The sequence below is a fragment of the Streptomyces neyagawaensis genome, assembly GCF_023516595.1.
GTDB lineage: Bacteria > Actinomycetota > Actinomycetes > Streptomycetales > Streptomycetaceae > Streptomyces > Streptomyces neyagawaensis.
The window spans coordinates 249,459-276,419 of sequence record NZ_JAMGBG010000005.1; the positions used below are offsets into that span (position 1 = coordinate 249,459).

At 72.8% G+C, this 26,961-nt stretch carries 30 protein-coding genes; 15 read left to right on the forward strand and 15 right to left on the reverse strand.

Annotation, left to right across the window (positions count from 1 at the left end; all coding sequences use genetic code 11):
- Positions 1-75: 75 nt before the first annotated feature.
- Both M8J73_RS03475 and M8J73_RS03480 read left to right on the forward strand, forming a co-directional pair.
- Positions 76-1,122, forward strand: a complete 1,047-nt coding sequence (locus tag M8J73_RS03475; RefSeq protein WP_079055101.1) for a phosphotransferase family protein — start codon at positions 76-78, stop codon at positions 1,120-1,122.
- On the forward strand, positions 1,119-1,382 hold the full coding sequence (locus tag M8J73_RS03480; RefSeq protein ID WP_055541305.1) for a hypothetical protein: 264 nt from the start codon (positions 1,119-1,121) through the stop codon (positions 1,380-1,382). The genes M8J73_RS03475 and M8J73_RS03480 overlap by 4 nt, the downstream gene beginning before the upstream one ends.
- 215 nt (positions 1,383-1,597) lie before the next feature.
- Here the strand turns inward: M8J73_RS03480 and M8J73_RS03485 are convergent, their stop codons facing one another.
- A complete protein-coding gene (locus M8J73_RS03485) occupies positions 1,598-2,626 on the reverse strand; it encodes an SDR family oxidoreductase (protein WP_055541306.1) in 1,029 nt (342 codons plus the stop codon).
- A 142-nt stretch (positions 2,627-2,768) separates the two neighbouring features.
- Here M8J73_RS03485 and M8J73_RS03490 point away from each other — a divergent pair, with 142 nt between their 5' ends.
- Positions 2,769-3,425, forward strand: coding sequence for a M15 family metallopeptidase (locus M8J73_RS03490; RefSeq protein WP_055541307.1), 657 nt, complete (start codon positions 2,769-2,771; stop codon positions 3,423-3,425).
- Positions 3,426-3,808: 383 nt separating this feature from the next.
- Here M8J73_RS03490 and M8J73_RS03495 read toward each other — a convergent pair whose 3' ends face one another.
- Positions 3,809-4,474 carry an HAD family hydrolase gene (locus M8J73_RS03495; RefSeq protein ID WP_055541308.1) on the reverse strand — a complete coding sequence of 222 codons (666 nt, stop codon included), beginning with the start codon at positions 4,472-4,474 and terminating at the stop codon, positions 3,809-3,811.
- A gap of 25 nt (positions 4,475-4,499) precedes the next feature.
- Positions 4,500-5,567: a PHP domain-containing protein gene (locus tag M8J73_RS03500; protein WP_055541309.1), complete on the reverse strand. Its 1,068-nt coding sequence runs from the start codon at positions 5,565-5,567 to the stop codon at positions 4,500-4,502.
- Between the two features lie 105 nt (positions 5,568-5,672).
- On the opposite strand from M8J73_RS03500, the gene M8J73_RS03505 reads away from it, so the two are divergent.
- Positions 5,673-5,909, forward strand: a complete 237-nt coding sequence (locus M8J73_RS03505) for a hypothetical protein (RefSeq protein ID WP_055541310.1) — start codon at positions 5,673-5,675, stop codon at positions 5,907-5,909.
- On the opposite strand, the gene M8J73_RS03510 is transcribed toward M8J73_RS03505, so the two are convergent.
- Entirely contained in the window at positions 5,890-6,594 is a 705-nt protein-coding gene (locus M8J73_RS03510) for a VanZ family protein (protein ID WP_055541311.1), read from the reverse strand. The two genes, M8J73_RS03505 and M8J73_RS03510, sit on opposite strands and share 20 nt — an antisense overlap.
- A 92-nt stretch (positions 6,595-6,686) precedes the next feature.
- Positions 6,687-7,343 carry a DUF4230 domain-containing protein gene (locus M8J73_RS03515; RefSeq protein ID WP_055541312.1) on the reverse strand — a complete coding sequence of 219 codons (657 nt, stop codon included), beginning with the start codon at positions 7,341-7,343 and terminating at the stop codon, positions 6,687-6,689.
- 197 nt (positions 7,344-7,540) lie between these two features.
- Here M8J73_RS03515 and M8J73_RS03520 point away from each other — a divergent pair, with 197 nt between their 5' ends.
- Positions 7,541-8,494: a ribose-phosphate diphosphokinase gene (locus tag M8J73_RS03520; RefSeq protein ID WP_055541313.1), complete on the forward strand. Its 954-nt coding sequence runs from the start codon at positions 7,541-7,543 to the stop codon at positions 8,492-8,494.
- Positions 8,495-8,578: 84 nt separating this feature from the next.
- Here M8J73_RS03520 and M8J73_RS03525 read toward each other — a convergent pair whose 3' ends face one another.
- Both M8J73_RS03525 and M8J73_RS03530 read right to left on the reverse strand, forming a co-directional pair.
- Positions 8,579-8,962 carry an anti-sigma factor antagonist gene (locus M8J73_RS03525; protein ID WP_055541314.1) on the reverse strand — a complete coding sequence of 128 codons (384 nt, stop codon included), beginning with the start codon at positions 8,960-8,962 and terminating at the stop codon, positions 8,579-8,581.
- 147 nt (positions 8,963-9,109) lie between these two features.
- Positions 9,110-9,538 carry a MarR family winged helix-turn-helix transcriptional regulator gene (locus M8J73_RS03530; RefSeq protein ID WP_055541315.1) on the reverse strand — a complete coding sequence of 143 codons (429 nt, stop codon included), beginning with the start codon at positions 9,536-9,538 and terminating at the stop codon, positions 9,110-9,112.
- Between the two features lie 104 nt (positions 9,539-9,642).
- Between M8J73_RS03530 and M8J73_RS03535 the strand changes: the two genes are divergently transcribed.
- The 3 genes from M8J73_RS03535 (at position 9,643) to M8J73_RS03545 (ending at position 13,305) form a co-directional block, all read left to right on the forward strand.
- A complete protein-coding gene (locus tag M8J73_RS03535; protein ID WP_055541316.1) occupies positions 9,643-11,100 on the forward strand; it encodes an aldehyde dehydrogenase family protein in 1,458 nt (485 codons plus the stop codon).
- Positions 11,101-11,170: 70 nt separating this feature from the next.
- Entirely contained in the window at positions 11,171-12,280 is a 1,110-nt protein-coding gene (locus tag M8J73_RS03540; RefSeq protein WP_055541317.1) for an NAD(P)-dependent alcohol dehydrogenase, read from the forward strand.
- A 152-nt stretch (positions 12,281-12,432) separates the two neighbouring features.
- Complete coding sequence (locus M8J73_RS03545) at positions 12,433-13,305, forward strand: hypothetical protein (RefSeq protein ID WP_249828210.1); 873 nt, start codon at positions 12,433-12,435, stop codon at positions 13,303-13,305.
- A 62-nt stretch (positions 13,306-13,367) separates the two neighbouring features.
- On the opposite strand, the gene M8J73_RS03550 is transcribed toward M8J73_RS03545, so the two are convergent.
- Together M8J73_RS03550 and M8J73_RS03555 are read right to left on the reverse strand one after the other, a co-directional pair.
- The gene (locus tag M8J73_RS03550) at positions 13,368-13,922 is read right to left on the reverse strand and encodes a TetR/AcrR family transcriptional regulator (protein ID WP_055542976.1); all 555 of its coding nucleotides are present in this window, start codon (positions 13,920-13,922) and stop codon (positions 13,368-13,370) included.
- Positions 13,919-14,281 carry a DUF1304 domain-containing protein gene (locus M8J73_RS03555; RefSeq protein WP_055542975.1) on the reverse strand — a complete coding sequence of 121 codons (363 nt, stop codon included), beginning with the start codon at positions 14,279-14,281 and terminating at the stop codon, positions 13,919-13,921. Before M8J73_RS03555 ends, M8J73_RS03550 begins: the two co-directional genes overlap by 4 nt.
- A gap of 199 nt (positions 14,282-14,480) precedes the next feature.
- Here M8J73_RS03555 and M8J73_RS03560 point away from each other — a divergent pair, with 199 nt between their 5' ends.
- A complete protein-coding gene (locus M8J73_RS03560; RefSeq protein ID WP_055542974.1) occupies positions 14,481-14,873 on the forward strand; it encodes a VOC family protein in 393 nt (130 codons plus the stop codon).
- 178 nt (positions 14,874-15,051) lie between these two features.
- Here the strand turns inward: M8J73_RS03560 and M8J73_RS03565 are convergent, their stop codons facing one another.
- Positions 15,052-15,348: a DUF4235 domain-containing protein gene (locus M8J73_RS03565; protein ID WP_055542973.1), complete on the reverse strand. Its 297-nt coding sequence runs from the start codon at positions 15,346-15,348 to the stop codon at positions 15,052-15,054.
- A gap of 51 nt (positions 15,349-15,399) precedes the next feature.
- Entirely contained in the window at positions 15,400-16,416 is a 1,017-nt protein-coding gene (locus M8J73_RS03570) for a glutathione S-transferase family protein (protein WP_055542972.1), read from the reverse strand.
- Positions 16,417-17,023: 607 nt separating this feature from the next.
- On the opposite strand from M8J73_RS03570, the gene M8J73_RS03575 reads away from it, so the two are divergent.
- The gene (locus M8J73_RS03575; protein WP_249828211.1) at positions 17,024-18,184 is read left to right on the forward strand and encodes a cation diffusion facilitator family transporter; all 1,161 of its coding nucleotides are present in this window, start codon (positions 17,024-17,026) and stop codon (positions 18,182-18,184) included.
- Between the two features lie 82 nt (positions 18,185-18,266).
- Here the strand turns inward: M8J73_RS03575 and M8J73_RS03580 are convergent, their stop codons facing one another.
- Positions 18,267-18,716, reverse strand: a complete 450-nt coding sequence (locus M8J73_RS03580) for a nitroreductase family deazaflavin-dependent oxidoreductase (protein ID WP_055542604.1) — start codon at positions 18,714-18,716, stop codon at positions 18,267-18,269.
- A 125-nt stretch (positions 18,717-18,841) separates the two neighbouring features.
- Positions 18,842-19,471, reverse strand: coding sequence for a LysE family transporter (locus M8J73_RS03585; protein WP_055542607.1), 630 nt, complete (start codon positions 19,469-19,471; stop codon positions 18,842-18,844).
- A gap of 260 nt (positions 19,472-19,731) precedes the next feature.
- Here M8J73_RS03585 and M8J73_RS03590 point away from each other — a divergent pair, with 260 nt between their 5' ends.
- From M8J73_RS03590 to M8J73_RS03605, 4 genes are all read left to right on the forward strand, one after another.
- Entirely contained in the window at positions 19,732-20,322 is a 591-nt protein-coding gene (locus M8J73_RS03590; RefSeq protein WP_055542605.1) for a flavoprotein, read from the forward strand.
- A gap of 113 nt (positions 20,323-20,435) precedes the next feature.
- Positions 20,436-21,584 (forward strand): ABC transporter substrate-binding protein, encoded by a 1,149-nt coding sequence (locus M8J73_RS03595; RefSeq protein ID WP_055542606.1) that lies wholly within the window; start codon positions 20,436-20,438, stop codon positions 21,582-21,584.
- A gap of 115 nt (positions 21,585-21,699) precedes the next feature.
- Positions 21,700-22,914, forward strand: coding sequence for a sensor histidine kinase (locus tag M8J73_RS03600; protein WP_249828212.1), 1,215 nt, complete (start codon positions 21,700-21,702; stop codon positions 22,912-22,914).
- On the forward strand, positions 22,911-23,573 hold the full coding sequence (locus M8J73_RS03605; RefSeq protein ID WP_249828213.1) for a response regulator transcription factor: 663 nt from the start codon (positions 22,911-22,913) through the stop codon (positions 23,571-23,573). Before M8J73_RS03600 ends, M8J73_RS03605 begins: the two co-directional genes overlap by 4 nt.
- Before the next feature lie 122 nt (positions 23,574-23,695).
- Here M8J73_RS03605 and M8J73_RS03610 read toward each other — a convergent pair whose 3' ends face one another.
- A complete protein-coding gene (locus M8J73_RS03610; protein WP_055537765.1) occupies positions 23,696-24,490 on the reverse strand; it encodes a phytanoyl-CoA dioxygenase family protein in 795 nt (264 codons plus the stop codon).
- Positions 24,491-24,554: 64 nt separating this feature from the next.
- Between M8J73_RS03610 and M8J73_RS03615 the strand changes: the two genes are divergently transcribed.
- On the forward strand, positions 24,555-25,472 hold the full coding sequence (locus tag M8J73_RS03615) for a helix-turn-helix domain-containing protein (RefSeq protein WP_079054727.1): 918 nt from the start codon (positions 24,555-24,557) through the stop codon (positions 25,470-25,472).
- A gap of 58 nt (positions 25,473-25,530) precedes the next feature.
- Here the strand turns inward: M8J73_RS03615 and M8J73_RS03620 are convergent, their stop codons facing one another.
- Positions 25,531-26,787, reverse strand: a complete 1,257-nt coding sequence (locus M8J73_RS03620; protein ID WP_055537767.1) for an SLC13 family permease — start codon at positions 26,785-26,787, stop codon at positions 25,531-25,533.
- Positions 26,788-26,961 lie beyond the last annotated feature (174 nt).

A 26,961-nucleotide genomic window follows, 5' to 3' on the forward strand; every position in this document is an offset into this window, starting at 1 on the left:
CGACCCGGTGCGGTCCGGGGGTCCGCCTGGCACAGTGGGCCCCTCGTGCCCGGATGCGAACGAAGGGGGACCGCGGTGGACGCGGAGGAGCGTGCTCGGCTCGTCCTGGCGGCGGCGGGACTGCCGCCGGAGAGCCTCGCCGAGCGGCTGCCGCTCGGTGGCGGCACCTACAACACGGTCGAGGAACTCCGCCTCACCGACGGCACCCGGCTCGTGCTCAAGATCCCTCCGCCGTCCACCGTCCCCGGCCTGACCCACGAGCGTGACCTCCTCGTCGGCGAGGCCGCGTACTGCCGTGCGGCCGGGACCGTCGGCGTCCCCGCGCCGGGGGTGGTCGGCGCCGCCCTCGACGAGAGCGCGCCGACCGGCCGCCACGTGCTGCTCAGCCACTGCCCCGGCGCCGGATGGGAGGGACTGACGGCGGAGCGGAGGGCGGGAGTGCGACGCGAGCTGGGCGGCCTGGTGGCCCGGCTGCACGAGGTCACCGGGCCGGGATTCGGCTACCCGACCGGGGCCCTCGGCTCCCTCGCCTCCGACTGGCGCACCGCCTTCACCACCATGTACGAGGCCGTGCTCGACGACGCCCGCCGCTACGCGGCCTGGCTGCCCCGCCCCGTCGACGAGGTGGCCCGTACCGCACGGCACGCCTACGACGCGCTCGACGAGGTGACCGTGCCGCGACTCGTCCATTTCGACCTGTGGGACGGCAACATCCTCGTGGAGCACGGGGCGTCCGCCCGAGTGGGCGGTCTGATCGACGGCGAGCGCATGTTCTGGGGCGACCCGGTCGCCGACTTCGTCTCCCTCGCGCTGCTCGGGGACATCCGGCAGGACACGGACTTCCTGGCGGGCTATCAGGAAGCGGGAGGGGACCCCCACCTGTCTCCCGGCGCCGCCCGGCGCTACGCCCTCTACCGCAGCTACCTCTCCCTGATCATGCTGGTGGAGACGGTGCCGCGCGAGGCCGACGCGGACGACATCGCCTGGCGGCGGGAACGGGTCGCACCCCATCTGACGGCCGCCCTCGACGAACTGGGCGGCGCCGGTCCTGGCACACGGGTTTCAGCCGATCGTCACGAGGTACTCGCGCGCGGTGCACGACAGGAAGGGAGCACGCCGTGACCGATCACCGGATGGAGGGTCCCGGCGAACACGGTGACCCGATACCGAGGGACATGCCCGATCAGCAGGCGACCAAGGGCGAGGACCCCTGGGAGGTGGTCCCCGGGCGGGGGACCGGCGGGCCCGAGGACGAGGACGCGTCCGAGGAGACCGGCACGGATGTGCCGGACACGGACGAGGCGGGCACCGGACGCCAGGGCGCGCCCCGCTCGGGTGGTGTCCACCCGGAGCAGCCCGTCCCCGACGAGCCGGCCGACTGATCCGTCCGGCTGATTCGGAGGGCTCACGGCCGCTGCCACGAGGCGATCGCCGCACGGCCGCTGAGGCCGCGAAGACTCGGCGCCTCCCCGGTGGGACCCGGGGAGGCGCCGTCATGTCCGGGTGGCACGCTCCTCAGCTCAGCCGTCAGGTCCGGGCTGGTTGATCAGCGCACCTGTCCGGGGCGGCTGCTCAGCCCACCCTTCCGGGCGGCTGCTCAACCCACCTTCCGGCCCCGCAGCGGTTCCGTGTCGGCGCCGGCACCCTGCCGTAGCCCCTCCAGGAACTCCTCCAGCACCTCCACGGCCGTCCGCTCGGGCCGCCAGTGCAGCTCGTCGCGGGCCCGGCTGCAGTCCATCAGCGGCAGCCGCAGCACCGCGTCGAAGAGATGCGGCGAGGCGGGCAGCAGCCTCAGGTTCCACGCGGCGGCGACCGCCGACCGGACGGCGGCCCGGGGCAGCCGCATCGGCCGCGACCCCGTCATCTCGCCCAGCAGCCCCGCGTCCACGGGCGGCTCGGCCGCCAGGTTGAAGGCGCCGCGCACATCGGAGTGGAGCGCCAGCCGGTACGCGTGGGCGGCGTCGTCGGTGTGCAGCGCCTGCACCCGCAGCCCCGGAATGTCGGGCATGAACGGCAGCAGCTCGGGCCGGGCGAGCGGCCCCGGCAGAAGACGCCCGCCGAAGATCCGGCGCTGCTCGCTCGCCGATTCCCGCTTGAACAGGAACGCGGGCCGCATCCGCACCACCCGCACCTCGGGATGCTCGTACTCGAAGGAGTCCAGGGCACGCTCCAGATACGCCTTCTCCCGGCAGTACGCGGCGTCCGGCCAGCCGTGCGTGGGCCACGACTCGTCGACGGACCGGTCCTTCGGGCCCGGCGAGTACGCGCCGACCGAGGAGGCGTGCACCAGGGCCGGGACCTTCGCCGCCGCCACCGCCTCGAAGACCCGCATGCTGCCGAGCACATTGGTCCGCCAGGTGGCGGCCGGGTCGTGGGTGGGCTGGAAGGCCCACGCGAGATGGACGACCGCCGTCGCCCCCTCGAACTCCTTCGTCAGATCGGCGTCCCCGGACCCCAGGTCCACTGCCGACCACTCCGTCTTCTCGGGCGACCAGTCGGGGATCCGACGGGCGAGGCCCCGCACCTGCCCGACCCGCTCGTCCTCCGCGAGCAGCCGTACCAGGCTCGTTCCGACATTGCCGGTGGCACCCGTGATCACGATCCTGTCGCCGGACTCCTTGTTCACCGCTGACTCCTCTCGCGCCGCGACTTCCAGGGCCGCCCACGAGTACCCGGACCACGCCGATGCACGCGGCGGCCCTCCCCGGCGGGCGCCGGTCTGGCCGATTCCCGTGGTGCCCCGACGCGCCCACGAGAGGATCACCCCCATGACCGAGATCATCTTGATGTCCGATCCCGAAGTCGCGGCCGTACCCGTGCGCGACTGCGACGAGCCGCTCGTCGACTTACGCCGGGACAGCCCCCTGCCCGTCGATCCCCGCAAGGCCGATGCCACGGGTGCCTACGCCCATCTGCGCGCGGGTGTGGTGGAGAGGCTGGTCCGGGCCCAGTCGCTGCTGCCGGACGGTCTGCGCCTGCTGTTCGTCGAGGGGTACCGGCCCCCGGCCCTGCAACGCCGGTACTTCGACGAGTACACGGCCGAGATGCGCGCCCTCCACCCCGACTGGGACGCCGCCCGCCTCCGCACGGCGGCCAGCCGCTATGTCTCGCCGCCCGAGCTGGCCCCGCACTCGGCGGGCGCCGCCGTCGACCTGACCCTCGTCGACGCCGACGGCCGCGAACTCGACTGCGGTACGCCGGTCAACGCAAGCCCGGAGGACAGCGCGGGCGCCTGCTATACGGGCGCCGAGAACATCCCCGCCGAGGCCCGCGCCCACCGGGAGATCCTGGGGGCCGCCCTCACGGAGGCCGGGCTGGTCAACTACCCCACCGAGTGGTGGCACTGGTCGTACGGCGACCGCTACTGGGCCCTGATGACGGGCGCGCCCGCCGCCCTGTACGGGCCGAGAGACTTCACGAACTGACGCTCCCGCTCAGGAAAGCCGACTGACGCTCCCGCTCACGAGAAGCCGACTGGCGCCCCCGCACGCGGAAAACGGCCGGCTGTTCCCGCTCACAAAGCCGGCCGTTCCCGCTCACGAAAAGGGGAAGCCCCGACCGGACGGGGGAATCACGGTCGGGGCGGTCTGTGTGTGGGTGCGGATGGCGGTCGCCTCTCGGCGAAACGCTCCACAGGGCTTCAGCCGAACGATCGTCCCTGTGGGCAAAAGGTGAGGCCCGGGGACACTGTCCCATCCGCACCCACGGTTTGTTTAACGGGCAACCACCCGTGGCTGTTCCCTCCGACGCCGGGTCTCGCCAGTGATCCGCGTCACGCCGCCAGCGGGCCGCGGCGACCCCCGGCAGATCATTCCTCGCGCCCCAGCGGGCTCTCGTCCAGCGCGGCCAGCAGATGCGCCGCATTCCGGAACACCATCTCCGCCCCGGCCGCCTCCAGCTCGGGACGCGGGATGCCCCCGCTGAGCACGGCCACACAGCGGACCCCCGCCCGGACGCCGGCCCGCATGTCCCACACCGTGTCCCCGACGAACACCGATCGCTCGGCCGGGGCTTTCGCCAGCTCCAGCGCGTGCTCCACGGGGTCGGGGGCCGGTTTGCCCTTGGCCACGTCCTCCGCGCTCGCCGTCGCCATGATGGCGTCGTCCGCGCCGATCGCGCGCCGCAGCGCGGCCAGCTCCGGCCCGCTGGCGGACGTCGCGAGCACCACCCGCCAGCCCTGCCCGTCGAGCCGCCGCAGCAGCCGTCCGGCCTCCGGCAGCGGGGGCAACCGCTCGAAGTACGTCCCGTACAACGCCTTGTGCGCCGCGCTCAGCGCGTCGCTCTCCTCCTGCTTCGGCTCCTCGGCCAGCACATGGGTGATCAGGTCCCGCGACGGCAGCCCCACCGCCCGGTGGATGTCGTGCATCGCCACCTGGTGCCCGGCCTGCCGGAACGCCTCCCACCAGGCGACCACATGCAGATGGTTGGTGTCGACGAGGGTCCCGTCGACATCGAACACAGCGGCCTTGGCCATGACGCACCTTTCCTCGCATCGGGTGTCACTTCTCGCGTTCCGCAAGGGGCGGTGCTCCCCGTGGGGCGCCCGGCGCGGGCACCTCCCGGTCGTGGGCCCACCGCAGCAGGTCCTCCACGCCCCACGTCGTCACCACCCGGTCCTCGGGTACCCCGCACTCCTCGGCTCGCGCACATCCGTGGATCTGCCAGGTGAGCTGGCCCGGCGCGTGCGCGTCCGTGTCCACGGAGAACAGCACCCCGGCCTCCACCGCCCGCCGCAGCAGCCGCCGGGGCGGGTCCAGCCGCTCCGGCCTGGAGTTGATCTCCAGGGCCGTGCCGGTCTCCGCGCAGGCCGCGAACACCGCGTCCGCGTCGAACTCCGACTCCGGCCGGCCCCGCCCGGTGATCAGCCGCCCCGTGCAGTGCCCCAGCACGTCGGAGCGCGGATCACGGACCGCGGCGACCATCCGCCGGGTCATCGACCGGGCGTCCATCCGCAGCTTGGAGTGGACCGACACCACCACGACGTCGAGGCGGTCCAGCAACTCGGGCTCCTGGTCCAGCGAGCCGTCGTCGAGGATGTCGCACTCGATGCCCGTGAGCAGCCGGAACGGCGCCCACGTCTCGTTCAGCGCGGCTACCACGTCCAGCTGCTCGCGCAGCCGCTCGGGGGACAGACCGCGGGCGACGGTCAGCCGGGGCGAGTGGTCGGTGAGGACCGCCCACTCGTGGCCGAGACGTGCGGCGGTCCGGCCCATCTCCTCGATCGGGCTGCCCCCGTCCGACCAGTCCGAATGCACATGGCAGTCGCCCCGGATCAGCTCCCTCAGCCGGAGGCCGCCGTCCGTGAGCGGGGCCTCGGCCTCCCGCTCCAGCTTCCCCAGATAGTCCGGCACCCGCCCGGCCAGCGCCTCCCGCACCACCTGCGCGGTCTTCGGCCCGATCCCCTTCAGCGACTCCAGCGACCCCGAGGCCGCCCGCTCGGCCACCTCGTCCGCAGGCATCGCGGCGAGCACCGCGGCGGCCGTACGGAACGCGCGTACGCGATACGTGGGGGCCCGGTCCCGCTCCAGCAGGAAGGCGATCCGCTCCAGGGCCTCGACGGGATCCATGGCACCTCCAGCGTTCCGCTTACAGACTCGCCCAGGCGCCGGGTACCCGCACGGCGGCCGTCCGCCGCCCGGTCACGGACGGCGGAACGGGCCTACGCTCTAGACATGACGGAAATCGCGAGTCCCTACATCTCCCACCCTCGGGTCATGGTGCTCGGGGTGCAGCCGGGTACGCCGCCGTTCCGGATCGTGGAGATCGACGGTCAGGTGGTCGGTGAGGCCAAGGCGATGACGGACGTGCTCCAGGCCGCCGCGGCGTACGGGATCACCGTCCATGACCTCGACGACCCGGAGCAGGTGCGCTGGGTGGGCGGCGACAAGTTCACTTGGACGCCGCGCTAGCCCGTTCGGCGGCGCCGGCCCCTCCCTTGGCCCGGCGTGGCAGGCGCCAGGCGCGTCCCTTGGCCCGGCGCGGCAGGCGCCAGGCGATCTTGCGGGACGCCGCCTTGCGGGCCGTCCGCGGCCGCCCGGTGGTGCCACCGCGCGGGGTCTTCGGCTGCTTCCCTACCGCGGGGGCGTGCACGGCCCGGCCGAGCCGTCGGCCGAGCAGCAGATAGCCCAGCAGGGCGCCCGTGGTGTTGAGGATGACGTCGTCGATGTCGAACGCGCGGCCGGTCACCAGTGCGCCCTGCACCAGTTCGACCAGCAGCATCATCAGGGCCGTCAGCGCGGGCACTCGCAGCAGTCCGCGGGTCCCCGGCGCCAGCACCGGCAGCAGGATGCCGAAGGGCACCCCCAGCAGGATGTTCCCGCCGAGCTGCTTGACGGCGTCACGCGGCGACGGGTGGTGCCAGTAGAGCTCCAGGGAGCTGCCGGGGCGCAGGTTGCTGTGTGTGAGGGCCTCCGACGCCGGCGACGGCTGGAGCGTGAGCCCCGCCAGCACCGCGCCGAACGCCACCATGGCCGCGAAGGCCAGCGCCATCACCAGCACCCGCACGGGCAGCGGAAGGGGCCGTCGATCGCCTTGCACGGTCGGCGAACGGCGGCCCGAGACGGTGGGCCGGGAACGTGATGTCGTACGGGCCATCCAACCCTCCCAGTTTCAACTTCCTTGTGTGTCAAGGCGGTTACCCCCGAAGCGGCCCGCGATGCCCGCTCCGGGAGGTCCCGGTGGGCGGGTCAGTCGCCGTACGTCACCTTCACCTCCTTGAAGCCCAGGGACTTCAGCAGCCCTTCGAGCATGTCGGTGGTGTTGGCCTCGGCGCGGTCCGTCAGCCGGCTGTCCTTCGCGGCGTCGCCGATGTGCTTGACGGCGAGCCGCTGGACGGCCTGCTCGCTGTTGGGGTTGTCGGAGAACAGGTCGCCGAGGCGGTCGAGGAGGCCGCGCTGCTTGGAGACGGCGTAGGAGTGCTCCGTGTCGAGGGCGGGGGTGCCGAGCCGGGCGTGCGGGAGGTTGATGGTGGCCGACGTGCGCTCCTTGTTCACCTTCACGTCGTCGTCGCCGACCTTGCCGAGGTCGACATAGGCGTCGACGGTGCCCGCGCCGACGTACAGCGTGCGGGTGCCGCGGATCGCGTCCGGCAGATACTTGGCGTCCTTCTCCAGGTCGACGACCACCTGGAAGTTGCCCGAGGCTGCCTCGTAGCGGCTCATGTCCTGGATGGACCGGAGCAGGGTGGGCCCCGAGCGGTCGTGCTCCTCGGTGCCGAACATGTCGTCGAACCCCTTGAAGACCAGCAGCCTCAGTGCGGCCAGCAGCACCACGATGAGGACCACCACGGCTATGAGCACCTTGGCCCAGCCGGGCAGACGTGTGCGCTTGATGGACGTCGTCATGTCGACGGCCCTCCTTCCTGATTCAACGAATGCCCGCGAAGACCTTGGCGGAACGCGGAGTTGGGGATTGTCCGTACTTCGCCGTAGACCGGCGGCGCTCTTCGTCCCGGCGTGGACGCCCGAAACGGCGTAGAAGGGACGGCCAGTAGCATGAGCCGCGCAACCCGTATTGATCATGTTCATGCGAGGAGCCGACCGTGCGTGACATCGCCGTCTTCACCGGCAGCGCCCACCCCGAACTGGCGGAAGAGATCTGCGCGCACCTGGGGGTGCCGCTGAGCCCGTCCCGGGTGAGCCGGTTCGCGAACGACTGTCTGGAGGTGCAGCTCCAGGGCAACTGCCGGGAGCGGGACGTGTTCCTGGTGCAGCCGCTGGTCGCGCCGGTGCAGGAGCACCTCGTCGAACTGCTCCTGATGTGCGACGCGGCGCGTGGCGCCTCGGCGGGCCGGATCGCCGTGGTCATGCCGCACTACTCGTACGCCCGCTCCGACAAGAAGGACGCCCCGCGCATCTCCATCGGCGGTCGTCTCGTCGCGGATCTGCTGGTCTCGGCGGGGGCCGGGCGGGTGCTCACGATGACCCTGCACTCGCCTCAGGTGCACGGCTTCTTCTCGGTGCCGGTCGATCATCTGCACGCGCTGCGGGAGCTGGCCGCGCACTTCCGCCAGTACGACCTGAGTCGTACGACGGTCGTCTCCCCGGACCTGGGCAACGCCAAGGAGGCGGCGGCGTTCGCACGGATGATCGGCGCGCAGGTCGCCGCGGGGGCCAAACAGCGCTTCGCGGACGACCGGGTGAGCATCAGCTCGGTGATCGGCGAGGTCGCCGGGCGGGACGTCATCGTGCTCGACGACGAGATCGCCAAGGGCAGTACCGTCCTGGAGCTCCTCCAGCGGCTGCGGGAGCTGGGGCCGCGCTCGATCCGGGTGGCCTGCACCCACGGGCTGTTCGCGGCCGGGGCCCTCAAACGGCTGGGCGAGCAGCCGGACGTCCTGGAGATCGTGTGCACCAATACGGTGCCCGTGCCGGTCGAGGAGCGCACCGAGAAGCTGCGGGTCCTCTCCATCGCCCCCGCCTTCGCCGAGGCCGTGCGCCGGATCCACAACGGCGAGTCCGTCAGCGCGCTGTTCGACGCGCTGCCGGGTCACTGAGCGCGCGGGCGCGGCGGGCGGGTTCGCGGCGGGCGGGTTCGCGCTTCAGAGGCGGTTGCGCGAGGAAAGGGCCTCTGAAGCGCGTCATAACGTGCCCGAGGTGGCCTCGGGCTGTTCCAGGGCCGCGTCCAGCGAGGGTGCCGGGGGCAGCAGCCGGGACAGGCCCGTCACCTTGAGGACGCGCAGGGTGAGCGGATGGGTGCAGACCAGGCGCAGCTCACCGCCCCGGTCGAGGACCCGGTGCCGGGCCCGGTGGAGGAGGCGCAGTCCGGAGCAGTCGAAGAACTCGACGTGCCTGAGGTCGATCACGATCCGGGCGCTGGGGCGGCCGGTCAGCGCGTCCAGATGCGGGATGATCTCCACGGCCGCCGCGATGTCGATCTCGCCGTGGAGTTCGAGCACGGTGCGGCCGCGGTCCTCGCGCACGCGCAGATGGTCGGTGGCCGGAGGTGTGGGGTCGCTCGACACGACGGCATCGCCTCCAACCGGACTGTGTGAGGGCAAAACCCGTCCCCGCTCTGCAAGTTACCCCCGTCAGGGTGAATTTCAGCATGTTCGATTGACATATGTCTTTGATTTCTGCGGCCGGTTGTCCGGAATTTTGCGCACCACGGTCTACGACAGTGCCTGCCATGCCTTGGACAGGGCCTGCCGGAACTGTTCGGCCTGGTGCGCGGTGAGCTCCCGGATCATGCGTTCCTCCAGGTCACGCACCGGTTCGGCGAAGCGGGCGAGCAGCTCGCGCCCCTCGTCGGTGAGCAGGATCCGCAGCTCGCGCCGGTTGCGCGGATTGCGCTCCCGGCGCACCAGACCACGGGTCTCGAGGCTGCGCACCAGATCCGCGATGGACTGGGCGGTGACGAACGAGTCCCGGGCGAGCTGCGCCGCCGAGAGCCCGTCGTGCCGCTCCAGCACGGTCAGGGAGGTGTACTGCAGGGCCGTGATCCCGGCCGGTCGCACCAGCTCGTCCAGGTGCGAGCGGACAACCAGCTCGACCTGTTTGACCATGTAGAGCAGCGACGGGGGTGCCTTGGTGCCGACCATGGGGTCAGCGTAAGGCATTGACAGGAAACCTGTGTGTACCGAGACTGCGACCAACAGGAAACCTGTTTGTTGAAATCTTGGCGATCAAGGCTGGGGAGTGGGCAATGACGACCACCTTCGAGAGCGGACCCGGGCGGCTGTTCATCGGTGGACAGTGGCGCGATGCGGCCGACGGGGCACGGACGGACGTGATCGACCCGTCCACGGGGCAGGTGGTCACGACCGTCGCGGAAGCGGGCGCCGCCGACGTCGACGACGCCGTACGGGCCGCGCGTGAGGCCTTCGACAGCGGAGCCTGGTCCCGGCTGAGCGGCCGGGAACGCGGCCGGGTGCTCCACCGTGTCGCCCAGCTGATCCGTGAGAACGCCGACGACATCGCCGCACTGGAGAGCCAGGACGTCGGCAAGCCCATCACGCTCTGCCACGCCGTCGACGTGACGAACGCCGCCAACGACTACGAGTACTACGCCTCCCTCGCCTGGACCCTGGACGGCGGCAACCGCGACGTCCCCATGAACCGCCTCGCCTACACCAAGCGCGGTCCGATCGGCGTCGTCGGCGCGATCACCCCCTTCAACTTCCCGCTCATCCTCGCCGGCAGCAAGATCGCCCCGGCGCTGGCGGCCGGCAACACGGTCGTCCACAAGCCCGCCGAGGAGACCCCGCTCAGCGCCCTCTACATGGCGGAGCTCCTCAAGAAGGCCGGCGTCCCCGACGGTGTCTACAACGTCGTCACCGGCACGGGCCCGGTCGCCGGCGAGGCCCTGCTCCGCCACCCCGGTGTCGACAAGATCGCGTTCACCGGCTCCACCGCCGTCGGCCGGCACGCGGCGAGTGTCGCCGGTGAGGGCCTGAAGCCGGTCACGATGGAACTCGGCGGCAACGCGGCCCACATTGTCTTCGAGGACGCCGACCTCGAGAAGGCCGTCGGCGCGGTCATCAAGGGCTTCGTCTTCAACACCGGCCAGTTCTGCATGGGCGGTCCCCGTCTGCTCGTCGCCCGCCCGCTGTACGAGACCGTCGTCGGCATCCTCGCCGACGCGGTGCCCGGTGTGCCCGTCGGCGACCCCCGGCAGCCCGAGACCGTGGTCGGCCCGATGGCGGGGGAGCGGCACCTGAGGAAGGTCGAGGAGTACGTCGAGCTGGCTCGCAAGGAGGGCGCCCGCATCGTCTGCGGCGGTGAGCGCCTCGACCTGAACGGCGGCTTCTACTACAAGCCCACCGTCATCGCCGACCTCGCGAACGACTCCCGCGTCGTCCAGGAGGAGATCTTCGGCCCGGTCCTCACCGTGCAGCCCTTCGACACCGAGGACGAGGCCGTCGCCCTCGCCAACTCCACCCCGTACGGCCTCGCCTCGGGCCTGCAGACCACGGACCTGGGCCGCGCCCACCGTGTCGCCGACCGGCTGGAGGCGGGCATCGTCTGGATCAACGACTGGGCCATGCTCGACCCGGCCGTGCCCTTCGGCGGCGTGAAGTCCTCCGGTTTCGGGCGGGAGTACGGCCCCGAGGCCCTGGAGTCCTACACCAAGGTCAAGTCCGTCGTCGTCTCGCTCGACTGAGCGCCCTCCCGGGATCACCGGCGGGCTGCGGTGCTGCGGCGGCCCGCCACCGAAGAAGGAGTACACGAGCATGTCCACCACCACACGTGCCGCCGTGGTCGAGTCCGGCGGTGCGCCCTTCACCCTCTCCGAGGTCGTCCTCGACCAGCCGGGGCCGGGCGAGGCGCTGGTCCGCATGGTCGCCGCCGGGCTCTGCCACACCGACCTCGGTGTCGCCAGCGGCGCGCTGCCCTTCCCCCTGCCGGGCGTCCTGGGCCACGAGGGCGCCGGTGTCGTCGAGGCCGTCGGCCCGGGCGTCACCTCCGTCGAGCCGGGCGACCACGTCGTGCTGTCCTTCACCTCCTGCGGCGACTGCCGCAACTGCCGTGACGGGCACCCGGCGTACTGCGCCACCTGGCTGCCGCTGAACCTGATCGGTGGCCGCCGCGCCGACGGCACCAGCACCATCAGCCGCGACGGGCAGGACCTCGGCGGCCACTTCTTCGGCCAGTCGTCCTTCGCCGAGCGCGCCCTGGTCGACGAGCGCGGCCTCGTCAAGGTCGACCCCGACGTCCCGCTGGACTCCATCGCCCCGCTGGGCTGCGGCGTCCAGACCGGTGTGGGCGCCGTCTGGAACGTGCTGGAACCCGGCGCGGGCAGCACGCTCCTCGTGCTCGGCGCCGGAGCCGTCGGCCTGTCCGCCGTCATGGCCGCCGCCCTCACCCCGGCGACCACGGTCATCGCCGTCGACAAGGTCGCCGCGCGCCTGGAGCTGGCCAAGGAACTGGGCGCCACGCACACGGTGAACGCGAGCGAGGTCGCCGACATCGCCGAGGCCGTCATGGAGATCACCGGCGGCCAGGGCGTCGACGGCGCCGTGGAGACCACCGGCAGTGTCTTCGTCCTGCGCAAGGGCGTGGACTCCCTGGCCGCGCGCGGCACCCTTGTCATCGTCGGCGCCCCGCCGTTCGGCACCGAGGTCTCCCTCGACGTCAACGGCATGCTCGGCGGCAAGCGCGTCGTCGGACTCACCCTCGGCGACAACGAGATCCAGACGGCCATCCCCGTCCTCGTCCAGCTGGTGAAGGACGGCAAGCTCCCGCTGGAGCGCCTGATCAGCCGCTACAAGTTCGAGGACATCGACCGGGCGGTGGCCGACATGAGCGACGGCACCAGCATCAAGCCCGTGCTGACGTTCTGACCCGAGCCCTCCCTCCGAGCCGCGTCGTCCCCGCGTGGCTCCGGCCCGGTGGCTGACCGCGTACCCGGTCATCCGCCGGGCCGTCGAACGTCCGGGGCCCCCGCGGCGTCGGAGGAGGGAGAGCAGGTCCGGAAACGAGCAAGGGGTGGGGAATGCGCAGAGGGCTCATGGTGGCGGCGGCCGCCCTGGCCGCGCTGGCGGTGGGCTGCGGCGCCGACGGGGACGACAGTGCGGTGATCACCGGGACACCGCCCGCCACTCCGTACGACGGACCGCTGTACGTGCCGCACAAGGAGGTCGACGAGGACGGCACCGACGCGATGCGGACGGAGTCGGGCGCGGCAGGCCGGGCGCTGGAATGCGACGGTGACCTCTACTCGGGCGGCGGCGGCCCGGGCGGCTGGGGCAAGGACGACGGGGGAGAGACGCCCGAGGAGGGGCTGGAGGCGTACTTCGACATCGAGCAGCCCGACGTACCGCGGGAGGGCTACCGCCTGGAGCGCGAGGAGAAGGACCGGGCCCTCTTCTCGTACGACGTCGACGGCCGCACCAAGGTCGCCGTGATCGTCGCCAAGGACCGCGAGGGCAGCCCCGGCTGGGGCCCCGAGACCACCGCGTCCTGCGACCCCGCCGAACTGCCCGCGAGCTACACGGACTCCCAGTGGTACGAGGTCTGGACCGACGCGAGGGGCCGGCGGGTGCCGATCACCACCGTGCACAGCTCCGAGGGCGCCGAACACTGTGACTGGCAGAAGGCCCACTTCCTGTCGACCGGCCGGGATCGGGCCGACGGCAGCGCACTGTACGGCCGTGACCCCGCGGGCGTCCTCCCCGACGGGATGCTCACCTCCGCCTACGACGGCGACGTCCCCCTGCCCGAGGCGGCCCGCGACACCGGGTACCGCTACGAGGACGAGGACTGGGAGCTGTGGCTGGTCGAGGACGACCCGTCGAAGGCGTACGTCCGCACCCCGGACGGCGTCGAGCTGTGGCCCCGGGTGGCCGAGGGCCACGGCTGCGCCTGACCGGGGCTCACCGCGTCGGCGTGGGGGGGGCGTCGGCGCGGGGCGGCGGACCGGGCGGGGGCTCACCGGCTGCGGTGCAGGGCGACGAGCAGTTGCCACGACTGGTGGGCGATCTCCTCCGAGGTGGCCTCGATCCGGCCGTGCAGCCAGTCGGCGAGGACCCCCGCGAAGGTGGCGGCCACGGCTGACGCCACCAGCGGCGCGTCCGCGGCCCCCGCCAGCTCGCGCTCGCGGAGGCTGTACGCCCGCAGGTCCTGGTACAGCACCCGCCCGAGCGGGCCGCTGCCGCCGGGGGCCAGCAGGGCGCGGTACAGGGCGGTGTGCGGGGTGAGCGACGCGAAGAACTCCACCAGGGCCGCGGGGGCCCGTACCGGGTCGGGGCGGCCGCGCCAGGCGTGCAGCGCCTCCACGGCCTCCCGGACGACATCGGCGCAGGCGTCCACCGCCAGCGCCTCCAGATCGGCGTAGTGCACATAGAACGTGGCCCGGCCCACCCCCGCCCGGCGGACCAGCGCGGCCACGCTGACCTCGTCCAGGGGGCGCCGGGCGCACTCGTCGAGGAGGGCTTCCCGCAGCTTGGCCCGGGTGCGGGCGGCCCGGGGGTCCTCCGCGGTCATCCGGCGACGAGGACGGCGGCCAGGGCGAGCGCGGCGGGCAGCGCCTGCATGACGAGGATCCGGCGGTTGGCGGTGGCGGCGCCGTACACACCGGCGACCACGACGCAGCTCAGGAAGAAGATCTGGGCGCGGAACCCGGTCGGGTCGTCCGCGATCAGGCCCCACACCAGGCCCGCCGCGAGGAAGCCGTTGTAGAGGCCCTGGTTGGCCGCCATCGCCGCCGTCCGCTGCGCCATGTCCGCGTCGAACCCGTGGAATCTCATCCCCGGCGCCTTCTGCCACAGGAACATCTCCATCACCAGGATGTACAGGTGCTCCACCGCCACCAACGCAACCAGCGCACTAGCCAGGATCTCCATGCTGAACAACCTCCACAACCCACTCGGCACCCTCGCCGACTTCTTGGACAGGTGTCCACTATAGCTGGACGACTGTCCAGGAAACAAAGGGGGTGACAGAGGGGGTCCGTACGCCGGTGGGTCCGGAAGTTCGGGGTACCCGGGGAGCGTATGGGCGCCGGGGGTCCGCCCGCGTCCGGAGACCGCGCGGAGGAGAGACATGGCACTGGTACGGGCAGGACTCGTCGTGCTGGACTGCGCCGAGCCCGAGAAGCTCGCGGCGTTCTACAAGGACTTGCTCGACGCGGAGGAGACGGACGCGACCGCCAACCGCGTCGAGATCCAGGGGGCCTGCGGCACCAGGATGGCCTTCCGCCGCGACGTGAACGCGACCCCGCCGAGCTGGCCGCGCCCCGAGAACTCCCTCCAGGCCCACCTGGACTTCTACGTCGACGACCTCGACGAGGCCGAGCGGCGCATCGTCTCGCTGGGCGGCCGCCCCGTCGACACGAAGGAGCCGGCCGGGCCGTTCGAGGAGCGTGGCTACTCCGACCCGGCCGGCCACTCCTTCACCCTGCGCCGCGAACACCCCACGGCCCCCAAGCAGGGCTGACTTCCGTCGGTCTCAGGGGGCCCTTTCACTATGAGCGTCCGATCAGGTCGCGTGGTCTGGTGCCGTGCATCGCAAGGCGCCGGAAGGTCGTCGTAGCGGCGCTACTAGGGCCTTTCGGTAACGCAGCGAGGTGCGGTGCCAGACCACGCGACCCGGACGGGCATAGTGAAAGGACCCCTCAGTCCCGGCCCCCTTTCTCCGGGGCCGGCCACACACCGGTGGACCGCTCGATGGCCTTCGCGCCCGTGCGGTCCACCGCGCTGCGCACGACCGCGAAGATCGCACCCTGCACGGCCGCCGCCAGCAGGATCTCGCCCCACCCGCGATCCCGGTCCAGCGCGTCCGGCGCGTCGTCCTCGTGCCGGATCACCTTCCACGTCTTCTGGAACGCCATCGAGGCCAGCGCACCGCTCACCCAGCCGAGGGCGAATCCGACGGGCTTGTAGGCGAGGGGCAGTTTCTTCTTCTTGGACACTTGGCCTTCCTCCTTCGCGTTGCGGTCTGAAGCGTCGCCGTACGGTCGGCGTCAGGCCCGCCCCCGCGGGGGCACGACCTCGGCGGCGGGCACCGGTCCGGGCGGCGTGCCGTCGCCGAACGGGCGGCCGCCCAGATCCGCGCGGCCGTGCGGCGTGAGCCAGCCCGACAGATCCGGCCCGAGCGGCACGATGCCGGTCGGGTTGATGCCCGTGTGCACCCGGTAGTAGTGCTGCTTGATGTGGTCGAAGTCGACGGTGTCACCGAACCCGGGGGTCTGGAACAGATCACGCGCGTACGCCCACAGCACCGGCTCCTCCGCCAGCTTCCAGCGATTGCACTTGAAGTGACCGTGATAGACGGGGTCGAAACGCACCAGCGTCGTGAACAGCCGGATGTCCGCCTCCGTGATCGTCTCCCCGACCAGGTACCGCTGCCGCGCGAGCCGCTCCGACAGCGCCTCCAGCCGCCGGAACACCCGGGTGCACGCCTCCTCGTACTCCTTCTGCTCCGTGGCGAAGCCCGCCCGGTACACACCGTTGTTGACGTCCTCGTAGACCTCCGCCATCACCGCGTCGATCTCGTCGCGCCGCCCCTCCGGATACAGTTCGGGCGCCCCCGGCCGGTGCAGGGCGGTCCACTCGGTGGCGAGGTCGAGGGTGAGTTGCTGATAGTCGTTGGTGACGAGCTTCCCGCTCGGCACGTCCACGACCGCCGGGACGCTCACCCCGCCCGGGTAGTCGCTCTCCCGCGCGTCGTACGCCTCCTTCAGGAACCGGATGCCGAGCACGGGGTCGCGTCCGTCCGGGTCCAGGGTGAACCGCCAGCTGCGGTCGTCCTGGACGGGGTCGGCGATCGCCATCGACAGGGCGTCCTCCAGCCCGAGCAGCCGCCGTGAGATCACCGCCCGGCTCGCCCAGGGGCAGGCCCTGCTGACGACCAGCCGGTACCGGCCCGCCTCCACGAGCCAGCCGTCCCGGCCGTCGGCGGTGATGCGGTCCGTGAAATGGCTCGCCGACCGCTCGAACCGCTTCCGGCCGTACTCCGCGTTGCCTTCGCCGTCACTCACCGTGCTCGCCCCTCCCGATCCGCTCGCCTCGATACGTGTGTCCTGGTGCGGGTTCCCCGATTTCCGCGACCCCCACGGTGTGAGCGGGACCGGCCGGGGCAGTCGGGCACAGGTGACCGGACAGTGACGGCCACGAGGACGACGAGGCCGCCGACGAACACATCGGGCGGCGGGGGCCAGGAGGAGCTTCATGGGGCGGGAACGGCCCGGCATCGGGATACCCGGGCACGGGATGGACGGGGACGGAACGCCGGGAAGGACGACGGGCGGCGACGGAACGCCCCGGGCGGCCACGGCTGGGGGCGGCAAGGGCGGTACACCACGCCACTCGACCCGCGGGCCGGAGCGCGCCGCGGGCGAAGCGGACGGGAAGGGGATCGGCGGGCCGGAGCGCGCCGCGCGCGAAGCGGACGGGAAGGGGATCGGCGGGCCGGAGCGCGCCGCGCGCGAAGCGGACGGGGCGGGATCCGACAGGCGGGAACGCGCACCGCGCGACGCGGACAGGGCGGGATCCGACAGGCGGGAACGTGCACCGCGCGAAGCGGACGGGGCGGGGCTCGAAGCGCCGGACCACGCACCGGGCGACCCGGACGGGGCGGGGCGCCGGATGCCGGAACACGCGCCGGATCGCACGGACGGCGCAGGGCCCGACGAGCGGGAGGGGCTCGGGGACGGTGCGGCCGAGCTGTGTGAGCCGACCCCGCGGCGGGGCGGCGCGGACGGCGCCGACCGCAGGACCCGCGTCACCGTCCTGGTCGCGCTCGGCGCGAACCTCGTGATCGCCGTCGCCAAGACCATCGGCGGACTGCTCGCCGGATCCCCGGCCCTCCTCTCCGAGGCCGCGCACTCGGTGGCCGACAGCCTCAACGAGGTCTTCCTCCTCGCCGCGCTGCGCCGCAGCCGCCGCCCGGCGGACAGCCGGCACCCCTTCGGCTACGGCAAGGAACGCTTCTTCTGGTCCCTGCTCGCTGCCGTCGGCATCTTCGTCATGGGCGGCTGCTTCTCCGTCTTCCAGGGCTTCCACGCCTTGGCAGGCGGCTCGGAGGACTCCTACGACGGCTATGTCGCCGGCCTCGTCGTCCTCGGTGTCGCCCTGCTCTCCGAGGGTGCCTCCCTGCTGCGCGCCCTGCACCAGGTGCGCGCGCAGGGCGGCGCGGGCGGCCTGCGGGACCCGGCGCTGCGGACGGTCGTCGCCGAGGACGGCACCGCCGTACTGGGCGTGACCCTCGCGATCGCCGGGATGGCCCTGCACATGGTGACGGGGCAGGTGCTCTGGGAGGCGCTCGCCTCGTTCGGGATCGGAGCGCTCCTCATGTACGTGGCGTTCTGGCTCGGCCGGGACGCCCGCGAGCAGCTCATCGGGCGCGCGGCGGGCGCCGAGTCGAGCGACAAGATCCGTGCCCTGCTGGAGGCGCAGCCCGAGATCGACAGCGTCGAGGCCCTGCTCACCATGGAGCTCGGTCTGGACTCCACCCTGGTGGCCGCCCGCGTGGACCTCGTCCCCGGCCTCGACAGCGAACGGGTCGAGGAGATCGCCGTACGCATCAAGCGCTCCATCGCGCACATCGTCCCCGAGGCCGAACAGATCTTCCTTGACGTGACGGACGCCCGCGCGGCGCGGCGGGCACAGCAGGCCGAGCGGGGCGAGCGGGGCGAGCGGGGCGAGCGGGGCGAGCGGGGCGAGCGGGAAGAGCCTGGGGAGCGGGCCGCGGGGGGCGAGAAGACAGCGAAGAGCCCCGCCGCGACGGGGGAACGCGGCGGGGCCTGAGACTCGGATGCCCGGCCTCCGGGGGATCATGCGCGTCGATCCGAGGATTTTTCTCCCGCTCGACCGGGCGCCCCGGCCTCCCCTACGCGCCCGTCGCCGGCTCCAGCACGAAGACCGGTATGTCCCGGTCGGTCTTCTTCTGGTAGTCGTCGTACGGCGGGTACGCGGCGACCGCGCGCTCCCACCACTGGGCCTTCTCGTCCCCGGTGACCTCACGGGCCGTCATGTCCTGTCGGGTCGCGCCGTCCTGGAGTTCCACGTGCGGGTCGGACGTGACGTTGTGGTACCAGACGGGGTGCGTGGGCGCTCCGCCCTGCGACGCCACGACCGCGTACCGCCCGTCGTGCTCCACGCGCATCAGCGGGGTCTTGCGGATCTTGCCGCTCTTCGCGCCGCGGGTGGTGAGGATGACGACGGGCATCCCTGTGTCCAGCAGCGTCGTCCCCTCGGTGCCGCCCGAGCTCTCGTACAACTCCACCTGGTCGCGCACCCACTGCGTGGGGCTCGGCACATACTCGCCTTCAAGAGGCATGGGGCAACAGTCCCTTCCTGTCGGGTCCGGATACCGCCCCTTCTTCAACACACGCCCCCGCCGTTTTCATCCTCACCGGGTGGTCCGGGCGCGGAAACGGTTCCCGTGCCCGGACCACCCGGTGTTCAGGACGGCAGCAGCATGCGTGCCGCCAGCACCGCGATGACGGCACTCGAGACGAGCCCCGTCGCCAGCCGCCCCCGGTGCCCGGTCAGCGCGCGGCCGAGGAGGGCTCCGCCACCGGCCAGCAGCAGCTGCCAGCTCGTGGAGGCGAGGAACGCGGCGAGGACGAACACCGTCTGCTCCAGGGGGCGTACGGCCTCGGCGGCGCGGCTGCCCAGGACGAGCGCGGCGAAGTAGACGACGGTGGTGGGGTTCAGGAGGGTGATCCCGAGGAGCGCGGTGTACGCGCGTGCCGGGCCCACCGGGTCCCGCTGCTGCCGGTCGGGCAGCCGCCGGGCGCGGTACTGGCCCAGGGCCGTGATCGCGCCGCGCACCGCGAGCGCGAGGAGCACCAGGGCGGACGCCCAGCGCAACGGCTCCAGCACGGGCTGGAGGGCGACCGCGAGCGCCGTACCGCCGAGGGCGGCGAGCAGGGCGTAGAGCCCGTCGGCGGTCGCGACGCCGAGAGCGGCGCAAGCGCCGGTGCGCAGGGACGTACGGGCGGTGAGGGAGACCAGATAGGTCGCGACCGCTCCGACGGGGATGGCGATGCCATAGCCCGCGAGGAGCCCCGCGACGAGCGCGGCCGTCATGACCGGGGCGGCGTCGGTCCCCACGGTCGGCCGGACTGCTGCCGGCCCCGCACCGGACGAGCGGCGGCGGAGGTCGGCGGCAGGAGGGCATCGGTGATGTACATGGGCAGAGCTTGGGGGCGGGCGCCCCGCCCACGCAATCCAATTACGGCGCCCGGGCCGGGGACGGGCGCGCCGCCGCCGTACCGGCCCCCGCGGACGTCGAACGTCTCGTCGAGCGGGCGCCCGGCGGCTGACGGCGGTTCAGTAGGGTTCCACGGATGACCGACACCGCGCCAGGAACCCGGCAGAGCCCGGCACCCGCCCCCGACCGGCCCTTCCTCTACGTCGTCGTCTGCGCCGCGGGGATCGCCGTCGAGGTCGACAGACTCATCGCGGCGGCACAGCGACGGGGCTGGGAGGTCGGGGTCTTCGCGACCCCCGTCGCCATGGGCGGGTTCTTCGACACGGCGGCAGTCGAGGCACGGACCGGCCGCCCCATCCGCTCCGCGTGGCGCTCCCCGGGCGACCCGCGGCCCTTCCCGCCGCCGGACGCCGTCGTGGTCGCGCCCGCCACCTTCAACACCCTCAACAAGTGGGCGGCGGGCACGGCCGACACCCTCGCCCTCGGCACCCTCTGCGAGGCGTACGGCCTCGGCGTCCCCATCGCCGTCCTGCCCTGCGTCTCCGAGGCCCTGGCGGCCCACCCGGCGTACCGCGCCGGCCTGGAGCGACTGCGCGGCATGGGCGTACGGTTCGGCGACCCGTACGACGGCGAGGTCCGATCCGACGGCGTACGCCCCGAGTTCCGGTGGGAGCGGGCGCTGGACCTGCTGGCGACGGAGGACCCCCGCGTTCAACCGAACGGTTGAACCGATCATCGGCCTTCGGACGACGCGCGGCATCCTCACCCGGCCGCAGACTGACGGCGCCGCCCCGGCGGCACGCCGAACGTCTCAGAGCCGCGGAAAGGACCGTACCCCCCATGGCCAGCAATCTCAGCCGACGACGCATCCTCACCACCTCGGCGGGTGCCGCGCTCGGCGGACTCGCCGTCGGCGGCACCGCACGGGCCGCGGCCCCGGGGACGGTGTCGAGCCGCTCCGCGGCGGCCCGCGGCGAGGAGACCCGGTCGCTCGACGAGCTGTACCGCGCCGCCGTCGCCGAGGGGGGCCGGCTCGTCATCTACGCGGGCGGCGACACCGCCACCCAGCAGAACGGCATGGCCACGGCGTTCCGCGCCCGTTTCCCCGACATCGACCTCACGGTCGTCGTGGACTACAGCAAGTACCACGACGTCCGCGTCGACAACCAGCTCGCCACCGGCACCCTGGTCCCCGACGTCGTCCAGCTCCAGACCCTCCAGGACTTCACCCGCTGGAAGCACCTCGGCGCACTGCTGCCGTACCGGCCCGCCGGGCTCTCGAAGGTGTACCGGCCCTTCCGTGACCCGGACGGCGCGTGGACGGCCGTGTCGGTCATCGGCTTCAGCTACCTGTACGACGTGGCCGCGGTCGGCGCCGAGGCACCCAAGTCGCCCTATGAGCTGGTCGATCCACGCTGGAAGGGCCGCATCGCGTCGTCCTACCCGCACGACGACGACGCGGTGCTCTACCTCTTCTCCCTCTACCAGCAGGCGTACGGCTGGGACTGGATCGCGAAGTTCGCCGCGCAGCAGCCGCAGTTCAACCGGGGCTCGCATTCCCCGGGCGTCGCCGTCAACGCCGGGCAGAAGGCCATCGGCGTCGGCGGCTCCGGCTCACTGACCGCCCCCGCGAGCGCCCCCACCCGCTGGGCCGTGGCCGACGGGCATCCCTTCATGGCCTGGGGCCAGCGTGCCGCGATCCTGCGCAGGGCCGCCCACCCGACCGCCGCCAAGCTGTACCTCAACTGGTCGCTGTCCACCGAGCGCCAGCAGGGCTCCTACAACGGCTGGTCCGTCCGCACGGACGTCACCCCGGCCGGCGGGCTCAAGCCCGTCTGGGAGTACGACAACGCGCATGTCGACGGGTTCCCCCGCTTCATGGAGGACCGCGCGAACGTCGAACGGCTGAAGCAGACGTTCGCCCTCTACTTCGGCGAGGTCAAGGGCGACCCCACGCCGGGGTCCCTGGGTCTGCACCCCGGTCGGTGACCGACTGACTCACAACAGCGGGCACGGCGTCATCCTTCACTACGGTCACACGGGTAACTCCCTACACTCGGCTGGTCGCCCGCCAGTCCGGACCGTCGCGGAGGAGACCACCGCCGTGCCCGCCATCGCCGCCCCCGCCGCCGCGCGCCTGCGTCCGCTGTCGCCAGGACGACTGCCCGACCTGGCGTTCCTGACCGTCGTCATCGGCGGTCTGATCCGGCTCGTCGACCTCAACTCCGCGCTGTGCTGGATCGTCGTGCCCCCGACCGTGCTGCTCGCGGTCGGGTACGTGGGCGGACTGGCCCTCTGGGGGCGGCTGGGGCGGCGGGGCAGACCCGTCTGGCTGGGCACACTGCTGGGCCTGTGGTGCTGGATCTCCTGGGCCGTCCCCGCCGAGCTGGGCAGCGGCTACACCTGGCTCGCGGTCCCGCTCGCGATCCTCGCGCTCAGGATGTTCGGCGAGCGGGCGGCCCTGGCGGCGGTCGGCGTGATCACGGCCCTGGTCGTCCTGTTCGTGGCCCGCGCCACCGGCACCCTCGACATCGAACGGGTCGCGCCGCCGGCCGCCGCGGTCTGGGCGACCGTCGCCCTCTACGGGCGCCAGCAGCGGATCCTCGGCGAACTGCGCGGCACCCGTGAGGAGTTGGCGCGTGGCCAGCGCGAGGCCGGTCGGCTCGCCGAACGCGCCCGGATCGCCCGCGATCTGCACGACACGCTCGCCCAGGAACTCGCCGGCAGCCGCATGCTCCTCCAGGCCGCCGACCGCGACTGGGACCGCCGCCCCGACCTCGCCAGGACCCAGGTCAGGGCGGTCGCCGACGCGCTCGGCGCCCACCTCGCCGAGACCCGCACCATCATCCGCGACCTCACCCCGCCCGCCCTGGAGCACGACGACCTCGGGACCGCGCTGCGCTCCCTGTGCGCCCGCCGCACCAGCACACCGGCCCACGTGGTGTTCCGCGCCGAGGGCCGCCCGGCCGCCCTGACCGCCGAGCGGGCCGCCGCCCTGCTCCGTGTCGCCCAGGGCCTGGTGGCCAACGCCTGCGAACACGCCCGCGCCCGCCATGTGTGGGTCACCCTCGACCACCGCGAACAGACCACGGTCACCGTCGAGGTACGGGACGACGGCGTCGGCTTCGACACCGAGACGGCGCCCGCCCGCCGCGGGGACCGGGGCCACGGGCTGAGCGCGGGCCGGGAACGCCTCGGCGCCCTCGGTGGATCGCTCACCCTCGACAGCGCTCCGGGACGCGGCACCCTCGCCCGCGCCACCCTCCCCGTCGGCACCCCCGCTCTGGCCGGCCGGGCGGGCAGGGCGGGCGGCCGGTGAACGACAGCCGTGCCCCGCTCCGCGTCCTGATCGTCGACGACCACACCGTCGTACGGGCCGGGCTGCGCGCCCTCCTCTCCGGCGAGCCCGGCTTCGACGTGGTCGGTGAGACGGGTGACGGCGCCGAAGCCGTCCGCCTCGCGGCCCGGCTCAGCCCCGACGTCGTCCTGATGGACCTCCGCCTGACGCTCGACACCGACCCGGGCGACCGGCTGAACGGACTCGACGCGACCCGTCGCATCGTCGCCGGCACCCCGCAGACCCACGTGGTCGTCCTCACGAGCTACAGCGGCCAGGGCGATGTCGTCCGCGCGTTGGAGGCGGGCGCCCGCGGCTACATCCTCAAGGCGGGCCCGCCCGAGGAACTGTTCCGTGCGGTGCGCGCCGCCGCGGCGGGCGGGATGGGCCTCGCCCCTGAGGTGGCGGGACACCTCGCCGGTCCCCTGGCCGATCCGGGGACCGTCCTCAGCGAACGGGAGATCCAGGTCGTGCGGCTGCTGGCGCGAGGCGGCAGTAACCGCTCCATCGCCGCCTCCCTGCACCTCACCGAGGCCACGGTCAAGACCCACCTGGTCCGCATCTACCGCAAGCTGGGCACGGAGAACCGGGCGAGCACGGTGTCGGAGGCCGTCCGGCGGGGGCTGCTGGAACTCGGCTGACCTGCTGGAACTCGGCTGGCCCGCCATCCGGCCCCGGCGGGACAGCACACCCCGCAGCCGCGGCGGGACGGCACGCCGCCCGCTGTACGGCGCCCGACGCGGACCCGCGGTGCCGGCCGTCGTCAGGGGGCGCCCGCCGGTTCGAATTCCGTGCCGCACGGGCCCGCGCCCTCGCTCTCCGGCAGCGCGACGGGCTCCCCGCTCATCGTCAGCGTCTCGTAGTACCGCCCGATGCGTTCGGTGGACCGGCCGACGTAGTGGCCGATGAAGGAGCGCCGGAAACGGTCGGTGGTGCGGTTGGGCTGTGAGCCGTGCACCAGGCTGCCGTTGAAGAACAGCACGTCACCCGGCGCCATGTCGACGGGCACGGGGGTGAGTCCGGGCGGCGGCGGAACGTACTCGCGGACGAAGGACAGCTCCTCGTCGGCCTCCTCCGGGCAGAACAGGTCCATGCGGTGCGTCCCCGGCACGACCTCCAGGCCGCCGTTCTCGCGGTCGATCACATCGCAGGCGATCCACGCGGCCACACAGGTGCCGGGCTCCACCCGCAGATAGAAGTTGTCCTGGTGCAGCGCCTGCCCCCGGGCGCCCGGCGGCTTGAAGTAGAACATGCTCTGCGCGGCCAGGACCTCCTCCCCGAGCAACTCCTCCAGGACCTCCCGCAGCCGCGCGTCGAGGAGCACCCGCAGGGACAGGTCGTCGATGCGGTGGGGATGCATCACCCGGGGGTGGGTGTGCAGCGGGTCGGCCGGGGCGTCAGGCGTAGGCGGGCGGGGCTGGAAGTGCCCCGGGATCGGGCCGCCCGCCTGGAGCGCCGTGAACCGCTCGCACAGCCGATCGATCTCGGTGGGGGAGAACAGGCCCCGCACCACCAGATAGCCGTTCTCCTCGAAGTCGGTCTTGCCTGTGACTGCCATCCGAGCGTCCCTTCCCTTCGGTGTCCGCTGTGCTTCACGCTAGGTCGAAGCGCCTTTCGGGAGGATGCCTGTGCGTGCTGACGACTTGTCCGGGACCGCTGCGCCCGCGGATCCGTCGCCGCCGCCGGGCCAGGTGATCATCGGCCGTTTCGACCAGCGCCCGCCCTACGCCGTCAACCGGCCGGACGGCGCCGACAGCTGGCTGTTCACCTGGACCACGGGCGGCGGGGGAGTCGTCCGGCAGGGCGCCGCCGGGACCCTCGCGCACCCGTGCGACCTGGTCGTCCTCGGGCCCGGCGTGCCCCAGCACTACGCGGTCGGACCCGGCGCCGCGCACTGGGCGTTCTGGTGGGTGCACTGCCAGCCGAGGGCGTCCTGGGCGGCGTGGCTGCGGCCGTACGAGATCGGCGACCGGGTGTACGCCGTGACCCCGGCGCCCGACGGCAGCCGCGACCGCGTCGACTCCGCCTTCCGTCGGATGCTCGCCGACGCCCGCTGGACGGGGGAGGGCACGCCCCCGCCGTCCGACGGCGCCCCGGTGGACGGCGAGGTCGCGGTGGCGCACGGCACCGCGGCCCGTGAGCTCGCCCTGTGCTCGCTGGAGGAGGTCGTGCTGCTCACCGCGGCCCGCGCGGAACCCCACCGGTCGGACACCGACCCGAGGGTCCGGCGCGCGCAGGACCTGATCACCGCGGATCCCGGCGCCCCGCACACCGTCCGCTCCCTCGCCGAGCGGGTCGCGCTCTCCCCGTCGCGGTTCGCCCATCTCTTCACCGAGCAGGTCGGCCACTCCCCGATGCGCGCACTGCTGCACGCCCGTCTGCTGCACGCCGCGCGGCTCCTGGAGGCCACCGAACTGCCCGTGGAGCGGGTGGCCACGGCCTCCGGGTTCGGCAGTCCGTTCCACTTCAGCCGGGTGTTCCGGCAGCGCTACGGGGTGCCGCCGGGCGCGTACCGGCAGACGCTCAGGGACGGCGGCTGAGCGGCGACCGGCCGCGTCGGCCCCTTCGGTCCGGCCGGCCGGCGCCGTACGGGCCCGGTCAGCCGCCGAAGACGCGCAGCGACAGCCACAGCGCCACCACGGCCGAACCCAGTGCCGCCGGGACGGTGAGCAGCCCCAGCCGGGTGAACTCGCCGAGGTCCACATCGTGGTCGTGGTGGTGCACGATGCGCCGCCACAGCAGGGTCGCCAGCGACCCGGCGTAGGTGAGGTTGGGGCCGATGTTGACGCCGAGGAGGACGGCGAGGACGGCGCCCGTGCCGAGCGGCGCCGCCAGCGGCACCAGGACGAGGACGGCCGGCAGGTTGTTGATGACGTTGGCGATCAGCGCGGCCAGCGCGGCGACCCCCAGCAGGGCCAGAAGGCCCGAACCGGACGGCATCACCCGGCCCAGCGCGTCGGCGAGGCCGTTGTCCACCACTGCCCGCACCACGATGCCCAGGGCCAGCACGAACGCGAGGAAGGGGAGGGAGATGGAGTGGAACAGCGCCACCGGGGTGGTGCTGCGCCGCACCAGCGCCCGCACCGACAGCACCAGCGCACCGGCCAGCGCCGCCCACGCCGGCTCGATGCCGAGCGCCGACGTCACCACGAACCCGGCGAGCGTGCACAGGACGGTGACCAGCGCGAACATCGGCATCTGCGGCCGCTCGACGGTCTCCTCCACCGGCGTCGCCATGCGGAGGTCGTCCGCGAAGAACCGCCGGAACACCACGTACTCGGCGGCCACCGCGACCGCCCAGGGCGCCGCCATCAGCAGCGCGAACCGGGTGAAGGTGAGCCCGCCCGCGGTGAACGCCAGCAGGTTGGTCAGGTTGGAGACAGGCAGCAGCAGCGACGCCGTGTTCGACAGGTGCGCGGTCGCGTACACATGCGGCTTGGGGCGGGCGCCCAGCCGGGCGACGGTCGCGAACACCACCGGTGTGAGCAGCACGATCGTCGCGTCCAAACTCAGGACCGCCGTGATCCCGGAGGCCAGCACGAACGTCGAGCCCAGCAGCCGCTGGGGGCGCCCCGCCGAGGCCCGCGCCATCCAGGCTCCGCACGCCTTGAACAGCCCCTCGTCGTCGCACAGCTTGGCCAGCACGAGCACGGCGGCGAGGAACCCGAGCACCGGGCCGAGCAGTTCGGCCTCGTCACGCGCGTGGTCGAGAGAGACGGCGCCGGTGGCGACCGCGATCCCGGCCGCCGGTACGGCGACGACGGCCTCCGGCAGCCCGAACGGACGGGCGACCGCGGCGCCGAGTACCACGATGAGAAGGAAGACGGAGAGGACCTCGGCGAGGGCGGTGTTCACAAAAGGACTTTCGGGACTTCGGTGGCACGGCGACTGACGAACATTACCGCCGTGGACGAGCGCACGACGAACGGGCGTACGGCTCCCACGGGCGCTCCGGAAGACGGGCCGGGCGGCTGCCCCGACGGAAAAGCGCAGGTCGGACGCGCCCGGTTCCTCCGGCTGTGCCGGACC